The sequence below is a fragment of the Bradyrhizobium sp. dw_78 genome (assembly GCF_018449525.1).
GTDB lineage: Bacteria > Pseudomonadota > Alphaproteobacteria > Rhizobiales > Xanthobacteraceae > Bradyrhizobium.
The window spans coordinates 985,310-1,002,633 of the sequence record NZ_JAAVUS010000001.1 but is presented as its reverse complement, the minus strand read 5'-3'; the positions used below and the strand labels follow the sequence as shown (position 1 = coordinate 1,002,633).

The window sequence follows — 17,324 nt, the reverse complement described above, 5'->3', positions numbered from 1 at the left end:
GCCCTGCAAAATCGTCCCCGGCTGATATGGCATATCGGCTAAATGGGCGGTTTCAACGGGCGCGCTAACATGCCATGCGATGCCGGTTGCAGGAGGCGACGGTGCAGTCGGACGACGACCACAAGCTCTTCCTCTCGACCATGCCGGCGACACGCCGCGAACATGCGACGGCGCTCGCCGTCGTCGGCGTCTCCGCGATCCTGTTCGCATGCGTGGTGCCCTTTGCCGGCATGCAGCTCACACCGATCCCGTCATTTGTCGCCAGCTATCAGTCCGCGCTCGCGGTCAACGATCTCATCACCGCGCTGCTTCTGTTTTCGCAATTCAACATCTCGCGCTCATGGTCGCTGCTGCTGCTCGCCAGCGGATATCTGTTCACCGCGGCCGCCGCGGTCGCCCACGCCCTGACGTTTCCGGGTGTGTTCGCGCCCACCGGCCTCTTCAACACCGGCCCGCAGAGCACGGTCTGGCTCTACATGGCCTGGCACGGCGTCTTCCCGCTGCTGGTGCTGGGTTATGCGTTGCTCAAGGACAGGCAGGCCCGGGTACGGGGACCGGCCGTCCGGGCGATCCTGGCGAGCGCCGTCGCCGTCGGCGTTGCGACCGCCGCATTGGTCTGGGTCGTCACCAGCAGGCACGATATCCTGCCCACGCTGTTGAGCGAGGGCCACCACACCACCGTCATGGTCGGCGTCGTGACCGCGATATTGCTGTGCTGCTTCGCGGCGCTGCTGGCGCTGCTGCTTCGGCGGCCGCACAGCCTGATCGACATCTGGCTCGTCGTCGTATTATGCGCGTGGCTGTTCGACATCGCATTGTCCACGATGGTCAATGTCGGGCGGTTCGACCTCGGTTTTTATGCCGGTCGCCTCTACGGGCTCAGCGCCGCGAGTTTCGTGCTGGCGGTGCTGCTGTTCGACAATGTTGCGGTTCAGGCCCAGCTGTCTCGCCTGCTGCAGACCCTGCGCCGACAACAGGCGTCGGAAAGGGACCGGCATGGCGAACGCGAACGGCTGTTCAGCGCGGTCGTGGAATCGTCCAACGACGCCATCATCACCCAGGCATCCGACGCCACCATCACCGGCTGGAACCGCTCCGCCGAGCGCCTGTTCGGATTTACCGCCGCCGAGGCCGTCGGCAGCCGCATCGACATCATCGTGCCGCCCGACCGGCGAGCCGAACTGGACGGGATTTTCGATCAGATCGGCCAGGGCGAAACCGTCGAGCAGCACGAGACGGTGCGTCTGCACAAGGATGGACGGCAGGTCGAGGTCTCTCTGACCATCGCTCCGATCCGGTCGGCGAGCGGCGAGATCATCGGCATTTCCAAGACCGCGCGCGACATCGGCGAGCGCAAACGGACACAAAGGGCGCTCAACCGCGAGATCGAGGAGCGCCAGCGCATTTTCGAAACGTCGCAGGATCTCATCCTGGTGACGGATTCGGCCGGAAATTTCGTTCAGGTCAGTCCCAGTTCGCTTGCCATCCTGGGTTACCAACCTTCGGAAATGATCGGACACAGCGCGGTCGAATTCATCCATCCCGGCGATCTCGAAGAGGCGCGTAACGAGATGCGCGCGGCGCGGCGCGGCGCGCAGCTGCGCAATTTCGAGACGCGCTACATCCACAAGGACGGCCGCGAGGTGGTGCTGAACTGGATGGGCACATGGTCGGAGCCGGCCCGGCGCCACTTCGTCATCGGCCGGGATCTCACCGAAAAGCGGGCGGCGGAAGCGCAACTGCGCCAGGTCCAAAAGATGGAGGCGGTCGGCCAGTTGACCGGCGGCGTCGCCCACGACTTCAACAACATCCTGACCGTCATCACCGGCACCATCGGAATCCTGGCCGAGGCGGTCACCGATCGCCCGGAACTCGCGGCCATCGCCAAGATGATCGACGATGCCGCCGAACGCGGCGGCCAACTGACCAAGCATCTGCTCGCCTTTGCCCGCAAGCAGCCGTTGCGGCCGCGCGAGATCGATGTCAACGCGCTCCTGGTCGAAACCGTGAAACTGCTGCGCCCGACGCTGGGAGAGCATATCCAGATCGAATCGTTGCTGGCCGAGGACGCCTGGACCGCGCTGGTCGATCCGAGCCAGCTCACCACCGCCGTCCTCAACCTCGCGCTCAACGCGCGCGACGCCATGCCAGGCGGCGGCAGTCTCGCGATCGAGACCAAGAACACCTATCTTGATCAGGCCTATGCCGACATGAATATCGAGGTCGCGCCGGGTCATTACGTCATGATCGCCGTCAGCGACACCGGCTCCGGAATTGCCGCCAAAGACCTCGATCGGGTTTTCGACCCCTTCTTCACCACCAAGGAAGTCGGCAAGGGCACCGGCCTTGGCCTCAGCATGGTCTATGGCCTCGTCAAGCAATCCAACGGCCACATCAAGATCTACAGCGAGCAAGGACACGGCACTTCCGTCAAACTGTATTTGCCGCGGGCGTTCGGACTGGATCAGGACTCAGGCGAAGTGTTGTCGTCCTCGTCCCCGCAGGGGGGACACGAGGCGATCCTGGTCGTCGAGGACGATACGCTGGTGCGCAAATATGTGATTACCCAGATCCACAGCCTCGGCTACTCCACGCTGGAGGCGGGCAACGCCAAGGAGGCGCTGGCGCTGATCGACAGCGACGCGGCGATCGATCTGTTGTTCACCGACGTCATCATGCCGGGCACGATGAACGGCCGCCGGCTCGCCGACGAGGCGCTGAAGCGGCGGCCCTCGCTCAAGGTCCTGTTCACATCGGGATATACCGAAAACGCGATCGTCCATCACGGGCGTCTCGACGCCGGCGTGCTGTTGCTCGCCAAGCCCTATCGCAAGCCGGAGCTGGCGAAGCTGATCCGGATGGCCCTCGACAATTGAAGCTTTTTTCGCGACTGTCGGATCGCGACGACGAACGATCGAGGGGCATGACCGGATCATGCTTCGATGGAATGGCTCCGTGAAAAACCTTCTCACCGATATTGCAGGCGTTCGCGTCGGCCATGCCGACGATGCCGCACTCGGATCCGGCGTTACCGCGGTGATTTTCGACACCTCCGCCGTCGCCTCGATGGATGTGCGCGGCGGTGGTCCCGGCACCCGCGAAGGTTCGCTGCTCGATCCCGTCAGCACCGTCGAGCGGATCGACGCCATCGCGCTCTCGGGCGGCTCGGCCTTCGGGCTGGAATCCGGCGGCGGCGTTCAGGCCTGGCTCGCCGAACAGGACCGGGGCTTCCGGATCCGCGAAGCCGTGATTCCGATCGTGCCCGGCGCGATCTGCTTCGATCTGTTGAACGGCGGCAACAAGGCCTGGGGCCGCTTTTCGCCGTACCGCGATCTGGGTTATGCGGCTGCCGCCGCGGCAGCGACGGATTTCGCGCTCGGCAGCGTCGGCGCCGGCCTCGGCGCCACCGTGGCCAACTTAAAGGGCGGTCTTGGCTCGGCCTCGGCGACAACACAGAGCGGCATCAAGGTCGCCGCACTTGCGGTGGTCAACGCCGTCGGCAGCGTCACGGTCGGGGACGGACCGTGGTTCTGGGCCGCGCCGTTCGAGATCGGCGGCGAATATGGCGGGCGTGGACTGCCGGCCTCGTTCACGCCCGACATGCTAGCGCCGCGCCTCAAGGGCGGCCCGGCGGCGACCGCCGTGGAGAACACGACGCTGGCGGTGGTCGTGACCGATGCCGTGCTCACAAAAACCCAGGCCAAGCGGCTCGCCATGATCGCGCAGACCGGCTTTGCCCGTGCGATCTATCCGGTGCATGCGCCGCTCGACGGCGACGTGGTGTTCGCCGCCGCCACCTGCGAAAAACCGATCGATCCGCTGTACGGCCTCACCGAACTCGGCATGGTCGCCGCCAACGTCACGGCCCGCGCCATCGCGCGCGGCGTTTATGCCGCGACCGCACTGCCCTTCCCCGGCGCGTTGCCGGCCTGGAAGGATCGCTTCGGATAGCCGGAATTTTTCCGGCTCTGATTGAATCAGAACCCGAACTCAGGCGTGGAGCGCCAACATCGGGGATCCGCGTTGAAACATCTGCTCGGCCGCATTGTAGGACATGGTCGCAGCGCCGGACGCGCCCAACGATACCGGCGTCAGCGACGAGGTATTAGCCGGGATCAGCGACGCCGAACTCAATGAATTGTCGTTCGATGCCGCGGCAGACGAGGCCTGAAGCGCCTGAAGAAACGGATCGGTGCTCGGATCGGTACTGCTGGAGCTGGACCCGCCGGCATGATGTCCGTGGCCGCCGCCTTTGCCGGATCCCTTCAGCGCCTGCGACAATTCGCTGAGGTCCACCGAACCGTCGCCATTCGCGTCGAGCTTGCTGAACACATCATCGGCCTGCGCGAGGTTGGTGCCACCGGCGCCCAGCGCGCTCTCGAATTCCGATTTGGTGATCTGGCCATCGCCATTGCCGTCGATCTGCGAAAACAGATCCTGCAACGACGCTTTCGGGCTTTCCGAAGCCGAGGTCGTTGTCGACGACTGGCCCTGGGCCGCCAGCAGCGCCTGCATCGTCGCCGGCGCGATCTGCGACGTGGAGGTCGTAGAGAAACCGGTCGCCTTGGGCGCGGCCGTCTGCGGCGAGGCTGCCTGAGGTGAAGCGGAACCGGACATTTCGAACGGGTCCGCCCCGCTCGCAAAAAAGCCGGTGGACTGGGTCGAAGACGACGCCGACGAGGAGGCCAGCTTCTGAATCGTATCCCACGCGGCCGACGCGGCGCCCAAGGCCATCAGCATGATCAAGCTCCGATACAAGCCGCAAAAATACGGCCAAGGCTTTCATCACCGATATGTCAGCAAGCGCCGTGCCATGCTGAAAAGCCCGGTAAAACCTCGGGTTTTTGGATTCCGGGTGGAGCGAGAGCCCGGCAATTGATGCCACCACGGCAGAATTTTCCGCCTCCATGCGAAGGTCTTGCCAGGCGTGGTCTTTTGCCGGGCCTCTCGCCACGCAATCCCGGTCACATTGCCCCCGGGCTTTGCGCATGTTACGCGAGGGCCGTTCCGCATGTTCTTGAAGTCGAAGTGGTTTTGAAGTCCGGATGGTTTCGGAACCCAAAGGGAAAACGCACATGTCCCAGCAATTTGCGTCACGCCCCCTGATCATCGCCCCCTCGATCCTGGCGTCGGACTTCTCGAAACTGGGCGAAGAGGTCCGTGCCGTCGATTCGGCCGGCGCCGACTGGATTCATCTCGACGTGATGGACGGGCATTTCGTCCCCAACATTTCCTACGGCCCCGACGTCATCAAGGCGATGCGGCCGCACACCAAGAAGACCTTCGACGCGCATCTGATGATTGCGCCTGCCGATCCCTATCTCGAGGCGTTTGCGAAAGCCGGCTGCGACCACATCACGGTGCATGCCGAAGCCGGTCCACATCTGCACCGCTCGCTGCAGGCGATCCGCGCGCTCGGCAAGAAGGCCGGCGTCTCGCTCAATCCGGCCACGGCGATCTCGGCCATCGAATATGTGATCGACATGATCGATCTGGTGCTGGTGATGTCGGTCAATCCCGGCTTCGGCGGCCAGGCCTTTATTCGTTCGGCCGTGGGCAAGGTCGGCGATCTCAGGGCGATGACCGCGGGACGGCCGATCGATATCGTGGTCGATGGCGGTGTCGGGGCCGATGTTGCCGGCCCGCTCGCCGCCGCCGGCGCCAATGCGTTCGTGGCGGGCTCCGCCGTGTTCAGGGGCGGCACCCTGGAAAGCTATAGGGCGAACATCTCCGCGATCCGCAATGCGGCCGCCTCAGCGCGCGGCGAGATGGTTTAAAGCGCATCGAAAGAGGCGGATACCGGTTCGCGTTCAGAAAACGCTTCACCATCCCGCCGAACAACGATCAAGGCTTCTTCCGCGCTTCCAGTCCCCTCAACAACAGCGTCAGCAAGGTATCGATCTTTGCCGTGAGTTCCGGGTCGGTCCATTCATCGGCGTGAGCCGGATGGTGGTAGCGGCTGGTGGCGTCGAAAAGCGCGCGTGCCGAGGTTTTTACGTCGGCGACCTCGAACAAGCCCTGCTCGACGCCGTCCGACAAGATATGCGCGATCTGGTCGACCAGACTGTCCTTGTACGCCCTCACCACCTTGCAGGCCTCGCGGGCCAGCGTCAGATAGGTCGCGAACATCTCGGGATCTTCGGTGACCTTTTTGCACTTGATCGCAATCATCGTGCGCAGCCAGTTCTCAAGCCGGTCTGGCGCCGGTCCCGAACTTTCCGCGATTTTTTGCAACGGCGCATTGGTCCGGTCGAGCCATCGCTTGGCCACCGCCTCGCGCAACGAGGCCTTGCTTGGAAAGTGCCGGTAGACGCTGCCGTGACTCACATCGAGCGCACGGGCGACGTCCACCACCGTGGCTTTCGCCAGACCGTAGCGGCGCAGAACGTCTTCCGTGACTTCGAGAATGCGCTCGGGGGTCAGAGTAACGACTTCGTTCATAGGCACCCCATTTGTTTCTGGCGGTCCGGCACGATCTAGAGCGTTTTCGAGCGAAGTGGACACCGGTTCGCGTGAAGAAAACGCGTCAAAACAAGAATCTAGGGCTTCGGTTCTGATTGAATCAGAACCGATCATGCCCTAGCGCGCCAGCTTCGCCGCCTGGTCCGCCAGATGGCGGGCGACGCGTTCGTTGAGCCAGCGTTGGAATTGTGTGGTCAAATTCAGAATTTCAGTTGTCATTGCAGTATGTCCCAGCAGATTTTCTTGGCTTGGTCCCCGCGCCTTCGCGGTGGCTGCGACATTTATAGAGATCGCGCTGACAGATTTCAATATCTGTCAGTCAATAAACCGTGACTTTACCCGGCCGGACGCCCTCGGATCCGGCCATCCCGGCCCACTGCGGCTGGCGTTTGTCTGACCGGGGCGGCTCTGCTAAAGGCCGGACGAGTCCCCATATTTGCGCCATATCCATTGGAGCCATGAGCCGTCGATGATCCCCCGCTACACCCGCCCGGAAATGGCCTCGATCTGGGAACCCCAGACCCGCTTCAAGATCTGGTTCGAGATCGAAGCCCATGCGGCGGATGCGCTGGCGGAACTCGGCGTGATCCCCAAGGAGGCCGCCAGGACGATCTGGGCCAAGGCCAGGGATGTCACCTTCGACGTCGCCCGAATCGATGAAATCGAGCGCGAGACCAAGCACGACGTCATCGCCTTCCTGACCCATCTGGCGGAAATCGTCGGCCCCGAAGCCCGCTTCGTACACCAGGGCATGACGTCGTCCGACGTGCTCGACACCTGCCTCAACGTGCAGCTGACCCGCGCCGCGGATCTCCTGATATCCGACGTGGACAAGGTGCTGGCGGCGCTGAAAAAGCGCGCCTTCGAGCACAAGATGACACCGGCGATCGGCCGCTCCCACGGCATTCATGCCGAGCCGGTGACGTTCGGGCTGAAGCTCGCCTATGCCTTTGCTGAATTTTCCCGCGCCCGCGAACGCCTGGTCAATGCGCGCAAGGAAGTCGCGACCTGCGCGATCTCAGGCGCGGTCGGCACCTTCGCCCAGATCGATCCGCGCGTCGAAGAACATGTCGCCAAGGCGATGGGCCTGGTGCCGGAGCCGATCTCGACCCAGGTGATCCCGCGCGACCGCCATGCGATGTATTTCGCCACGTTAGGGGTGATCGCCTCCTCGATCGAGCGGCTGGCCACCGAAATCCGCCACATGCAGCGCACCGAAGTGCTGGAAGCCGAGGAGTTCTTCTCGGAGGGCCAGAAGGGCTCGTCGGCGATGCCGCACAAGCGCAATCCGGTGCTGTCGGAGAATCTCACCGGCCTCTCGCGCATGGTGCGCGCCTATGTGACGCCGGCGCTGGAAAATGTCGTGCTGTGGCACGAACGCGATATCTCGCATTCCTCGGCCGAGCGCATGATCGGCCCCGACGCCACGGTAACGCTGGACTTCGCGCTCAACCGCCTCGCCGGCCTGATCGACAAGCTGCTGATCTATCCTGCGAACATGCAGAAGAATCTCGACCGGCTCGGCGGCCTTGTGCATTCGCAGCGGCTGCTGATCGCGCTGACGCAGAAGGGTGCGAGCCGCGAGGACGCCTATAAACTGGTCCAGCGCAACGCGATGCCGGTATGGCGCGGCGAAGGCGACTTCCAGACGCTGCTGAAAAAAGACGCCGACGTGAAGAAATATCTCAGCGATGCCGAGATCGAGGAACAGTTCGACCTCGGTTATCACCTCAAGCACGTCGACACGATCTTCAAGCGCGTGTTCGGCGAAGCGTGACGCGGCGCGGGCTTGACCCGATCAAGGCGCGCCGGTGTCCAGTTTCTCGAGTTTGACCTCGGCCGTGCCGTGGTTATTCCGGTAGAACAGATCGTAGATCCAGGGCAGACCGATCACGGCGTCATTGACGTATAGAAACACCTCGCCGCTGCTTCGCGGCACGAAGCTCGTGCTCCACGCACCATCTTTCTGCTCAAGCTGCAACCGGTGCTCCTCGAAACCGGGACCGCCGACGCGCAGGATAGTGACGAACCAGTTCGACCAGATCAAACGCCGGTAAAACGCGCCCGGCGACTGCCACCACGGCGCCTGACCCCAGCCGAAGCCGTTGGGATCCGTCGCGGTCTTGTCGTCGAACCAGGGTTCCCTGATCGTGAGCGTGATCCGGTAGGTCTTGCCTTCCGTCACCCGCATGGCGGTCGCATTGCACGCGTTCGCAGTGTCCATCAGGACGGGCTTCACGCCGGCTTGAGCCGCGCCCGTTCCCTGCCCTGACGCGCTTACTTCGACGCCTCCGGTTCCTTTGCAGACCAGACCGAGCGTATTGGCCGTCCCAAAGGCGAGCCACCAGAACAGCCAGAACATGATGCCGGTCGGCAGGATCCAGTGCGACAGGGCGTAGAAAAACGCCTGATAGACCCTGAGCCGGCGCAGCCGGTAAATCCACTCGCGCCATCCGGTCAGTTTCCTGTGGCTGGCGGGCGAATGCCAGGCGACGCGCGCGACGTCATGGATCGTCTCCTGCAGCCTCGCGCCCCAGGCCATCAAGGCCAGCGCCGCGGCCGCGCCGATCAGGACAAAACCCGGGCCATCACGGAACGCGACCCACCACGGCTCCAGGAATCCGGGCAGGAACGACGCTGCGGCATTGACGATCGGATTGACGAAGCCGCCGACTTGGTCCTTGCCGAAGCCCGGCGCGTAGATCACCCAGACCGGAATCGCGGCAACGAAGGAGGTGGCAAAGGCCGTCAGGAAATAGACGACGCGGCGCAGCCAGATCCAGTTCCAGACATCGTCCTGGACACGCGACCGCGCATGGCCGGGATCGGCGGGATGCAAGGCGTCCGTGATCGTTCCGGCCTTGGTCGTGTAGGTATAGGCTGCCGGCATGACCACCGGCACGTAGCGATCGGTGCCGGACTGCACACGCCTGAAAACGGAATCATGCATGGTCGCCCGTGGCGGCGGCAGCACCACCCGCGACATGCCGGGATAGAGATCGTCGAGGATTTTCGTCTGCGGATCGGGCGTTCCGCGCAACATGCGCCATATGCGGGCGATATCCTCGCGAAACGACGGCTTGTAGGGCGGCGCGTCGTAGAGATCGAGGATATTGCGCGGCTTGTAGCGGTAATAAGCGGCGAGTCCCTTGCGGGAATCGTTGAGCTTGTCGTCCGGATTGATCTGCGGATCGATCTGCTGCGCGCGCTGGCCGGGGAAATATCGGAGACCGTAGGCTTCCGCGCGGTCCAGCATCCAGTCGAGCGTCACATAGGAAAGACCGTTCTGTGGATAGCCGCCGCCGACATCGGCATGGACCCCGACGAACCAGACCTGGCTGATCCTTTGCTGATCGATGGCCGGAAGCTGCGTCCGCAGATGCGGCGCCGGCTCGGCCAGTTTCGCGGCTTCGCTGCGCGGGTCGTAATCGATATCGAACAGCCAGTCGGTCTTGCCGTGCCCCGGCACGTTGGCCGTCGCGCGGACATAGCGCTGATCCCAGATCACCGGGCTGAACGCGTCACGCTCATCCTCTAGCGACATCGCATGGCACGCCTTGAGGACTTTCGCGCTCATGAACTGATCCGGCATCGACAGCGGCCAGATCCAGTAGTCGATCGCCCGCGTCATCTCCTGGATCGGCCCGCCATAGGCGTCTACCGTGTCCCAGATGCCGACGAAATGGATGCTCTCGACTTCCACCGCCGGCGGCGCGCCCACCGGCTGGCCGGAGAGCCTGCGCCATTGCCGGATGGTGAAATCGCGCATAGCGCGCAGATCGATGTGAGCCTTGCCGAGATATTTCAGGATGCCGCCATTGAACCGCCGCCGGTAACGGCGATAGGCGTCGGCGGCGAAGCGCGCGAGGTCGGATTCGTTGTCGTTGTAAGCGACCAGCCCTTGCGAAGCGATCATCGCCGCCACGACCCGGATCGTGAACGAACCGCGGCTGAAGCCGAAACAATAGATGCGGTCTCCGGGCCGGTAATTGCGGCAGCAGAAACTGTAGATCGCAATCACGTTGCGCTTCAGGCCGAAACCGAAGACGCCGCCGAGAATGGCGAACAGCTTGAACGACGACGTGCCGATGCCATCGTCGTAAAAGGCGACCTGGCGTTGCGGATCGCCGAGATCGAGAATCTGATACAGTCGCCAGACATTGGTTTTGAACAGGCTTGCCGCGCTGTTGCCGGTCCCGTCCGAAAGCAAGACAATATTTTTCGGCATCGACGCCCCCGCCTCACGATGCTGCCAGATGCTCATGCTCGCCGGAAATTGCAGGAATCACAAGGCGCAATCAAAGCGGGAGCCACATCTTTGCCTACCCGCACCGATATGCGCTAACAACCCAATGGTAACCCCGGACCGTGTAAAATAACCGCGTGCCAGTTTCTCCCACCATTCTCGTGTTCGATTCCGGCCTTGGCGGCCTCACGGTGCTGCGTGAAATCGTGAAGGCGCGACCGGACGCGCATTATGTCTATGTCGCGGATGACGCGTTCTTTCCCTATGGCCACCACAGCGAAGACGCGCTCATCGCGCGCGTGGTGCCGCTGATCGGCGAATTGATATCGACGCATCGGCCCGACATCGTGGTGATCGCCTGCAATACCGCGTCCACGCTGGTGCTGTCGCATCTGCGCGCCGCCTATAAAGTGCCGTTCGTCGGAACTGTGCCTGCGATCAAGCCGGCCTGCGCCGGTTCGAAAACCAGGCGCGTCTCGGTGCTCGGCACCAGCGGCACGGTCCAACGCGAATATACCCGCGCGCTGATCCGCGATTTCGCGCAAGGCTGCGACGTGACGCTGGTGGGCTCGGCCGATCTTGCCTCGCTGGCCGAAGCCGCGCTGAACGGCCGGACGGTAAGCGATTCCGTACTCTCCGCCGAACTTGCACCCTGCTTTGTCGGCAACCGCGAGGATGCTGCCACCCGCACCGATACCGTGGTGCTGGCCTGCACCCACTATCCCCTGCTGCTGGACCGCTTGATCCGGCTGGCGCCGTGGCCGGTGGACTGGATCGATCCCGCGCCCGCGATTGCACGGCGGGTGGTGGATTTAATCGGTCCGGCCGCGGGAGACGCCGATCAGGGCGCCGAGATGATCTTCACGTCCGGACGGCCGCACACGCTGAACCGCGCGCTGATGCCGTTTTTCGGCGGCCGCGTTCCAGCCTGACGGTGGCGCAGCCGCCGGCCCTCGCCAACGCGCGCCCATCCATGCAGCCCGCGCGCTTTCCCGTTGTGCCTGGCACTGTTACTGTCCCGGCACAGGAAGGAAAACCATGATCAAGAAAACTCTGCTCGCACTCACCGTCGCTCTGGCCTTTACGGGTAGCGCCCTCGCCCAGCAAAGCGGTATCAAACGTACGCCGCTGCAAAAGACCGAATTTCCGGATGGCTATCTGACCATTACCGGCATCGCCGAAGTTCCTGCGGGCGGCAGCGCCGGACGCCATACCCATCCTGGTCTCGAAACCGGTTATGTGCTGGACGGCGAAGCCGACCTCGTCGTCGAAGGCAAGCCGACCCAGCACCTCAAACCCGGCGATTCCTATTCGATTCCGGCCGGCGCCGTGCATGACGTCAAGGTTACAGGCGATAAGCCCGTCAAACTGCTCGGCATCTACGTTGTGGACAAAACCAAGCCGCTGGCCACGCCTGCGCCGTAGCCGCCGCCAACCGTCTTCCCTCAAGCAAATTGGTTCGTGCTAGGCGGATCGAAAATCGATCCGCCCGATCCGCCCTCATGGATATCCGAGCTAGCCAGTCGCAAGGCCCAATTGCGTGATCATGTCGAAGACACGACGGGCGCCCGGCGACAGGTCGTGGCCTCTCATGTGGCCGATACCGATATCCAGCGTCGGCGCTGCATCCGACAGGGGTTTCCGGCGGATACGGCCGCCGTCATGCGACCAGGCCCGGTAGAGGAAGTCGGAAAGGATCGTAATTCCGATCCCCTGGCCCACGAGGTTGCGGATACATTCCAGAGATTTGCTGCGGAATGCAACTTTCGGCGCGAAACCCTGCGCGGCCCAATATTGCTGGATCATGGACACATGATCATCGGTTTCGAGGAGAACGAAGGCATAGTCGGTGAGATCGGCGAGGCCGACGGTCTCCCGGTCGAGCAGCGGATGGTCGACGCAGGTCCAGATATGGCGCGGCGAGCGCAGCAGGATGTCGTAGGCGATGAGCGTCCTGTCGGACAGATGGTTGACGATCGTCATGGCGAGATCGAGTTCGCCCTTCAGGATTTTCTCTTCAGCCGCCTCGCGCCCCAACTCCTCGATCTCGATCGCCATGAACGGCAGGGTTCGCGCCGCCTGCTGCAGCAGCGACGGCACGAGAAAGCCGCTAATGGTCTCCGCGACGGCAATCCTGACCGCCCCCGCTGTCTGATCGGGTTCGGTCCGCATGTCCTCGACGGCCTCGCGCTCTACCGAGAGCAGGTGCCGGGCGTGGCGCAGGAACCGCTCGCCGTCAGCGGTCAGGCGCAGCCCGCGCGGCTCGCGGATGAAGAGCGTCACAGCCAGGGTTGCTTCGAGGTTCCGCAAGGAAGTGGAAAGCGAGGGCTGCGCGATGTTGCAGCGCTCCGCTGCGCGCGACATGCGTCCATCCTCGGCGATGGCTACGAAGTGTCGAAGCTGCGTCAGCGTGAAACCCATAGACTTTACCTATCGATTTTCATTGCCAATCGATATTAGCTCTCGATCCTCGGCCATGATAGTGCCCGAGCCTCTCCTGCAAGTCTGGATGGCTGGTTTTGCTCAAGTTCCGCGTCTTTGGTCTTTTCGCGCTCGGCTATTTCATCTCCTACCTGCTGCGCGGCCTTAATATCGGCTTCGCGCCGTTCCTGATGCGGGAACTGCACCTCTCGGCCATTGATCTCGGCACCCTGACGAGCTTCCACTTTTTGGGATTTGCCATCGCCCAGATACCGGGCGGGCTGCTGCTCGACCGCTACGGCCCGCGACGGGTCAATGCCGCCCTGCTGTTGCTCGGGGCGCTCGGTGTTCTGATTTTCGGATTGGCGCCGAACTTCCCCGTGATGCTGGCCGGCCGCTTCCTGATCGGGGTCGGCGTCTCCGCCACCTTGGGCGGTGCGTTCAAGGCGCTCGCCCAGCATTTTCCGCTGCAGCAATTGCCGCTGCTCAACGGCATGACGATGGCGGTCGGAGGCCTCGGCGGCGTAGCGGTCGGCTCGCCGCTCACCTGGCTGCTCGGCCTGACGGATTGGCGGTCGATCTGCGTCGCCCTCGCAATGGCGGTGGCCGTCGCGGCCATTGGATTGTGGTTCGGCGTGACCGACATCGAGCATCCGCATCGGCCGGGTAGCATCGTCGAGCAACTCACCGGCATGCGGCATATTCTGGGAAGCGCCGTGTTCTGGAAGATCGCTTCCTTCTCAGGGCTGACCCAAGGCGTCTTCTATGGAATGCAGTCGCTGTGGGCGGGCGCGTTCATGCGCGACGTTTCCGGCTTCGACGCCGGCAACGCTGCGGCCCTCGTGTCCATCCTCGGCCTTGCGATGATGGCGGGCAGCGTTGGCTTCGGCGCGCTGGCGCGCCGTCTCGACCATCACAGCGTCTCGCTGCACAGCTTCTGCGGCGCGGGGATGGCAGTCTTCCTTCTCGACCAGATCCTGATCCTGCTGCGGGTGCCGCTGCCGGCGACGTTGTTATGGACCCTCTATGGCGCTTTCGGCGGCATTGGTTTCCTGAGCTTTGCCGACATGGCGCGACACTTCTCCCTGCATCTGATCGGGCGGGCCAACGCGGCGTTCAATCTCGTGATCTTCCTGCTGGTTTTTGCCGCGCAGATCGGAGTCGGCGCCGTGCTGAATCTTTGGCCTGCGGCGGCAGGTCACTATCCCGCACAAGCCCACCTCATCGCCTGGAGCGGGCTGGTGCTGCTGCAATTGCTCGGTTCGGTCTGGTATTTCTGGCCGGGAAAGCCGATCGCGACCAGCTAGCTCTTTTGTTTTGACGCGTTTTAGTCACGCCAACCGGAAGCACCTTCGCTAAAAAACGCGATAGACCACTCTCACGACGCTCGCCTACGCGGCAGATGTCTTACGACCGCTACTCAGCGGGTAGCGCCCTCGAACCGCCGGACTTGGAGGCATCTCTGTAGCCGGGGGTGTCATCATAGATCGGCGACCGGGGCCGCTCGTAGCTCCAGCCCGGAACGGCGGCAAAGCTCGAGGCGACGCCGGGAGGAATGAAAACATGATGGCGGGTGCGCGCGTGATGCAGGGTTGCGGCATCAGCCGAAGCACCCAGTGCGATCAACAATCCCAAAGCCAAAACAGAACGCATCGCATTTGCTCCAATGGGCCAAGGCGCGAACGGCCCGTTAATAACGATGTGCGATCGGGCAACCATTGCTCCAAGGGATAGCGGCTTCACGATGGTTCACGTCTGCGAGAATGCCGTCATCAGGCCCCTGAATGCAAAAAGCCGCGCCACTCCCGAAGGAATGACGCGGCGATGGCCGTTCTGTTGCCAGGTGGACCTACCCCGAACAGTTACGCCGCGAGGCGCACTTCGTTCAATGCAACGTTATCGTTTGCATTTAGGTTTTTGACCCGATAACGGCGGTATCATGCCGGGCACAATTCAGAGCTTCTTCGCGGCCATCGATCCTAGTTCGCCCCCGCCTTAGCAGCCTTGGAATTCGGCCTTGCGGCAAAATCGATCTCACCGCGATGAGACCTTTAAGCTCAAGCTGCTAAGGTGGAGGCGCCGGGTACTGCCCCCGGGTCTGCCCGCAGTCCGCTGTGAGTTTCAGCGCCATCGTCTTGCGACGTAATCTCTGTACGCGCGATCCATGAAGAAAGATAGGCTCGCTCAAATATTCCTGGTTCCAAACCTGTTTTGATCGCGGCCGGCACCGCCAATGCCATGTTTCTGACAGGTCAGCGTGACGAGGAAAGCCGCCATCGCCGCCCTCACATTCCCCGTCCCGCTCGCGATGGGATGCGACAGGATGCGCCGGGAGGATTTGAGATATATACTGGCCTCAAGCAAGCTGGTTCGTGCTAGACGGATCGGGCGGATCGACAATCCATCCGCCCGATCCGCTGTCGTGGAGATCCGAGCGAAAGATGCGCGGGACGATTCGAAAAATCTCAATTCCGCGCCGCCTGATCGACGACATGATGCATGCCTCGATCGGCGTTCCCTTCGTCTCGCTGCGGCGAAATCTCGATATCTCCCGATTGCTGGAGGCCCGCGCGCTGGCCGCGCAGCCGCCTGGCTGGGCTGCGATCTTCGTCAAGGCGTTCGGGCTGGTGGCGCAGGAACAGCCGGTGCTGCGGACGCTCTATGCCAGATGGCCGTGGCCCCATTTCTATGAATTACCGCGCAGCATCGGCATGGTGGCGATCGCCCGCGTCGAGAACGGCGAGGATTGCGTCCTGCCGCAGAAAGTCAGCCTGGATGACCCGCCGCAGTCCCTGGCGGAGATCGACCGGCTGATCCGGTTCGCCAAGGACGCGCCGGTCAGCGAGGTCGGGGCGTTTTGCAAGATGTTGCGGGCCGCCGCCCTGCCGCTGCCATTACGCCGCCTGGTCTGGCTGTTCGGGCTCAACGTCGCCCGCCAGCGCGCCAATTATTTCGGCAGTTTCGGGGTCACTTCCGTGGCCGCCTACGGGCCCGGCGAACTCCACGCGCTGAGTCCGGGACCGTATATCCTCAGTTACGGCACCGTGACGCCCGACCGGACCATCGACGTCCTGATCCGCTGGGATCACCGGGTTACGGATGGCGCCCTGATCGCCAAGGCCTTGACCCGGCTGGAACAGGTGCTGAACACCGAAATCGCCGCCGAATTGCGCAGTCAGAGACCGCTGGCGCAGGTCCGGGCGGTCGCAACCTGACAGCCTCCAGCGGAATGACGGCTTTTGGCCCGATTCACCTGAAAAATTCCGGCGATTCATTTGACAGGACGGGCGTTTTTACCTAGAAACCGCCTGCTCGCGGGCCGGTTTCGGCCCGCGTTGCGTTTCGCGACCCGTGGCCTGCCGCTTCAAGCTTGAGAGGCGGGCCTGTCGGTGCCGGGAGTTCCCGGCACACAGGAGGGCGCGTTTCCTCAAAACCCAACCTTTTACAACGAGGACGCGATGACTAAGCGCAGTGAGGCGAAATACAAGATCGATCGCCGGATGGGCCAGAACATCTGGGGCCGCCCGAAGAGCCCCGTGAACCGCCGCGAATACGGCCCCGGCCAGCACGGCCAGCGCCGCAAGGGCAAGCTCTCCGACTTCGGCGTGCAGCTCCGCGCCAAGCAGAAACTGAAGGGCTATTACGCCAACATTTCCGAACGCCAGTTCCACGGCTTTTATGTCGAGGCCAGCCGCCTGAAGGGCGACACCGGTGAAAACCTGATCGGCCTGCTCGAACGCCGCCTCGACACCGTGGTCTACCGCGCCAAATTCGTGTCCACGATGTTCGCCGCGCGCCAGTTCATCAATCACGGCCACGTCAAGGTGAACGGCCGCCGCGTCAATATCGGCAGCTACATGCTGAAGGTCGGCGACGTCATCGAGGTCAAGGAGTCCTCCAAGCAGCTCGCCCACGTCCTGGAAGCGACCCAGCTGCCCGAGCGCGACGTGCCCGACTTCATCGAGGCCGATCATTCCAAGATGACGGCGACGTTCATCCGTATTCCGGCACTGGCGGATGTCCCGTTTGCCGTGCAGATGGAACCGCATCTGATCGTCGAATTCTATTCACGCTGATTGCTGCCAGCGTTTACCGAGATCAAAAGGCCCCGGTTTTGCCGGGGCCTTTTTGTTTGAGTAAGATCGGCCAATTGCTCAGACGGTGTCATCCCGGGGCGCGTCGAAGACGCGAATCC

Annotated in this window: 14 protein-coding genes and 1 other RNA gene; 9 read left to right on the top strand and 6 right to left on the bottom strand. The window is 63.0% G+C overall.

What is annotated here, in order from left to right:
- The first annotated feature begins 140 nt into the window (after positions 1–140).
- Both HB630_RS04570 and HB630_RS04565 read left to right on the top strand, forming a co-directional pair.
- On the top strand, positions 141–2,876 hold the full coding sequence (locus HB630_RS04570; RefSeq protein ID WP_249780693.1) for a PAS domain S-box protein: 2,736 nt from the start codon (positions 141–143) through the stop codon (positions 2,874–2,876).
- 79 nt (positions 2,877–2,955) lie between these two features.
- A complete protein-coding gene (locus HB630_RS04565) occupies positions 2,956–3,951 on the top strand; it encodes a P1 family peptidase (RefSeq protein ID WP_213770321.1) in 996 nt (331 codons plus the stop codon).
- 39 nt (positions 3,952–3,990) lie between these two features.
- Here the strand turns inward: HB630_RS04565 and HB630_RS04560 are convergent, their stop codons facing one another.
- Positions 3,991–4,740, bottom strand: coding sequence for an EF-hand domain-containing protein (locus tag HB630_RS04560; protein ID WP_213770319.1), 750 nt, complete (start codon positions 4,738–4,740; stop codon positions 3,991–3,993).
- A 335-nt stretch (positions 4,741–5,075) separates the two neighbouring features.
- Between HB630_RS04560 and rpe the strand changes: the two genes are divergently transcribed.
- Complete coding sequence (gene rpe / locus HB630_RS04555) at positions 5,076–5,777, top strand: ribulose-phosphate 3-epimerase (RefSeq protein WP_213770318.1); 702 nt, start codon at positions 5,076–5,078, stop codon at positions 5,775–5,777.
- 67 nt (positions 5,778–5,844) lie between these two features.
- Here the strand turns inward: rpe and HB630_RS04550 are convergent, their stop codons facing one another.
- The gene (locus HB630_RS04550; RefSeq protein WP_213770316.1) at positions 5,845–6,441 is read right to left on the bottom strand and encodes a TetR family transcriptional regulator; all 597 of its coding nucleotides are present in this window, start codon (positions 6,439–6,441) and stop codon (positions 5,845–5,847) included.
- A gap of 490 nt (positions 6,442–6,931) precedes the next feature.
- On the opposite strand from HB630_RS04550, the gene purB reads away from it, so the two are divergent.
- Positions 6,932–8,239, top strand: coding sequence for an adenylosuccinate lyase (gene purB / locus HB630_RS04545; protein ID WP_213770314.1), 1,308 nt, complete (start codon positions 6,932–6,934; stop codon positions 8,237–8,239).
- 21 nt (positions 8,240–8,260) lie between these two features.
- Here the strand turns inward: purB and HB630_RS04540 are convergent, their stop codons facing one another.
- The gene (locus tag HB630_RS04540) at positions 8,261–10,690 is read right to left on the bottom strand and encodes a DUF2235 domain-containing protein (RefSeq protein ID WP_249780636.1); all 2,430 of its coding nucleotides are present in this window, start codon (positions 10,688–10,690) and stop codon (positions 8,261–8,263) included.
- A 155-nt stretch (positions 10,691–10,845) separates the two neighbouring features.
- Between HB630_RS04540 and murI the strand changes: the two genes are divergently transcribed.
- Positions 10,846–11,640 carry a glutamate racemase gene (gene murI, locus HB630_RS04535; protein WP_213770310.1) on the top strand — a complete coding sequence of 265 codons (795 nt, stop codon included), beginning with the start codon at positions 10,846–10,848 and terminating at the stop codon, positions 11,638–11,640.
- Positions 11,641–11,746: 106 nt separating this feature from the next.
- Positions 11,747–12,133, top strand: coding sequence for a cupin domain-containing protein (locus tag HB630_RS04530; RefSeq protein ID WP_213770309.1), 387 nt, complete (start codon positions 11,747–11,749; stop codon positions 12,131–12,133).
- A gap of 90 nt (positions 12,134–12,223) precedes the next feature.
- Here HB630_RS04530 and HB630_RS04525 read toward each other — a convergent pair whose 3' ends face one another.
- A complete protein-coding gene (locus tag HB630_RS04525) occupies positions 12,224–13,129 on the bottom strand; it encodes a LysR family transcriptional regulator (RefSeq protein ID WP_213770308.1) in 906 nt (301 codons plus the stop codon).
- A gap of 98 nt (positions 13,130–13,227) precedes the next feature.
- Here HB630_RS04525 and HB630_RS04520 point away from each other — a divergent pair, with 98 nt between their 5' ends.
- Positions 13,228–14,436, top strand: coding sequence for an MFS transporter (locus tag HB630_RS04520; protein ID WP_213770307.1), 1,209 nt, complete (start codon positions 13,228–13,230; stop codon positions 14,434–14,436).
- A gap of 109 nt (positions 14,437–14,545) precedes the next feature.
- Here the strand turns inward: HB630_RS04520 and HB630_RS04515 are convergent, their stop codons facing one another.
- Entirely contained in the window at positions 14,546–14,782 is a 237-nt protein-coding gene (locus HB630_RS04515; protein ID WP_213770306.1) for a hypothetical protein, read from the bottom strand.
- A 167-nt stretch (positions 14,783–14,949) separates the two neighbouring features.
- Positions 14,950–15,310, bottom strand: a transfer-messenger RNA (tmRNA) gene (gene ssrA / locus HB630_RS04510).
- Between the two features lie 260 nt (positions 15,311–15,570).
- Between ssrA and HB630_RS04505 the strand changes: the two genes are divergently transcribed.
- Together HB630_RS04505 and rpsD are read left to right on the top strand one after the other, a co-directional pair.
- Positions 15,571–16,344, top strand: a complete 774-nt coding sequence (locus tag HB630_RS04505) for an acyltransferase (protein WP_213770305.1) — start codon at positions 15,571–15,573, stop codon at positions 16,342–16,344.
- A gap of 243 nt (positions 16,345–16,587) precedes the next feature.
- Positions 16,588–17,205: a 30S ribosomal protein S4 gene (gene rpsD / locus HB630_RS04500; protein WP_213770304.1), complete on the top strand. Its 618-nt coding sequence runs from the start codon at positions 16,588–16,590 to the stop codon at positions 17,203–17,205.
- The last annotated feature ends 119 nt before the right edge of the window (positions 17,206–17,324 follow it).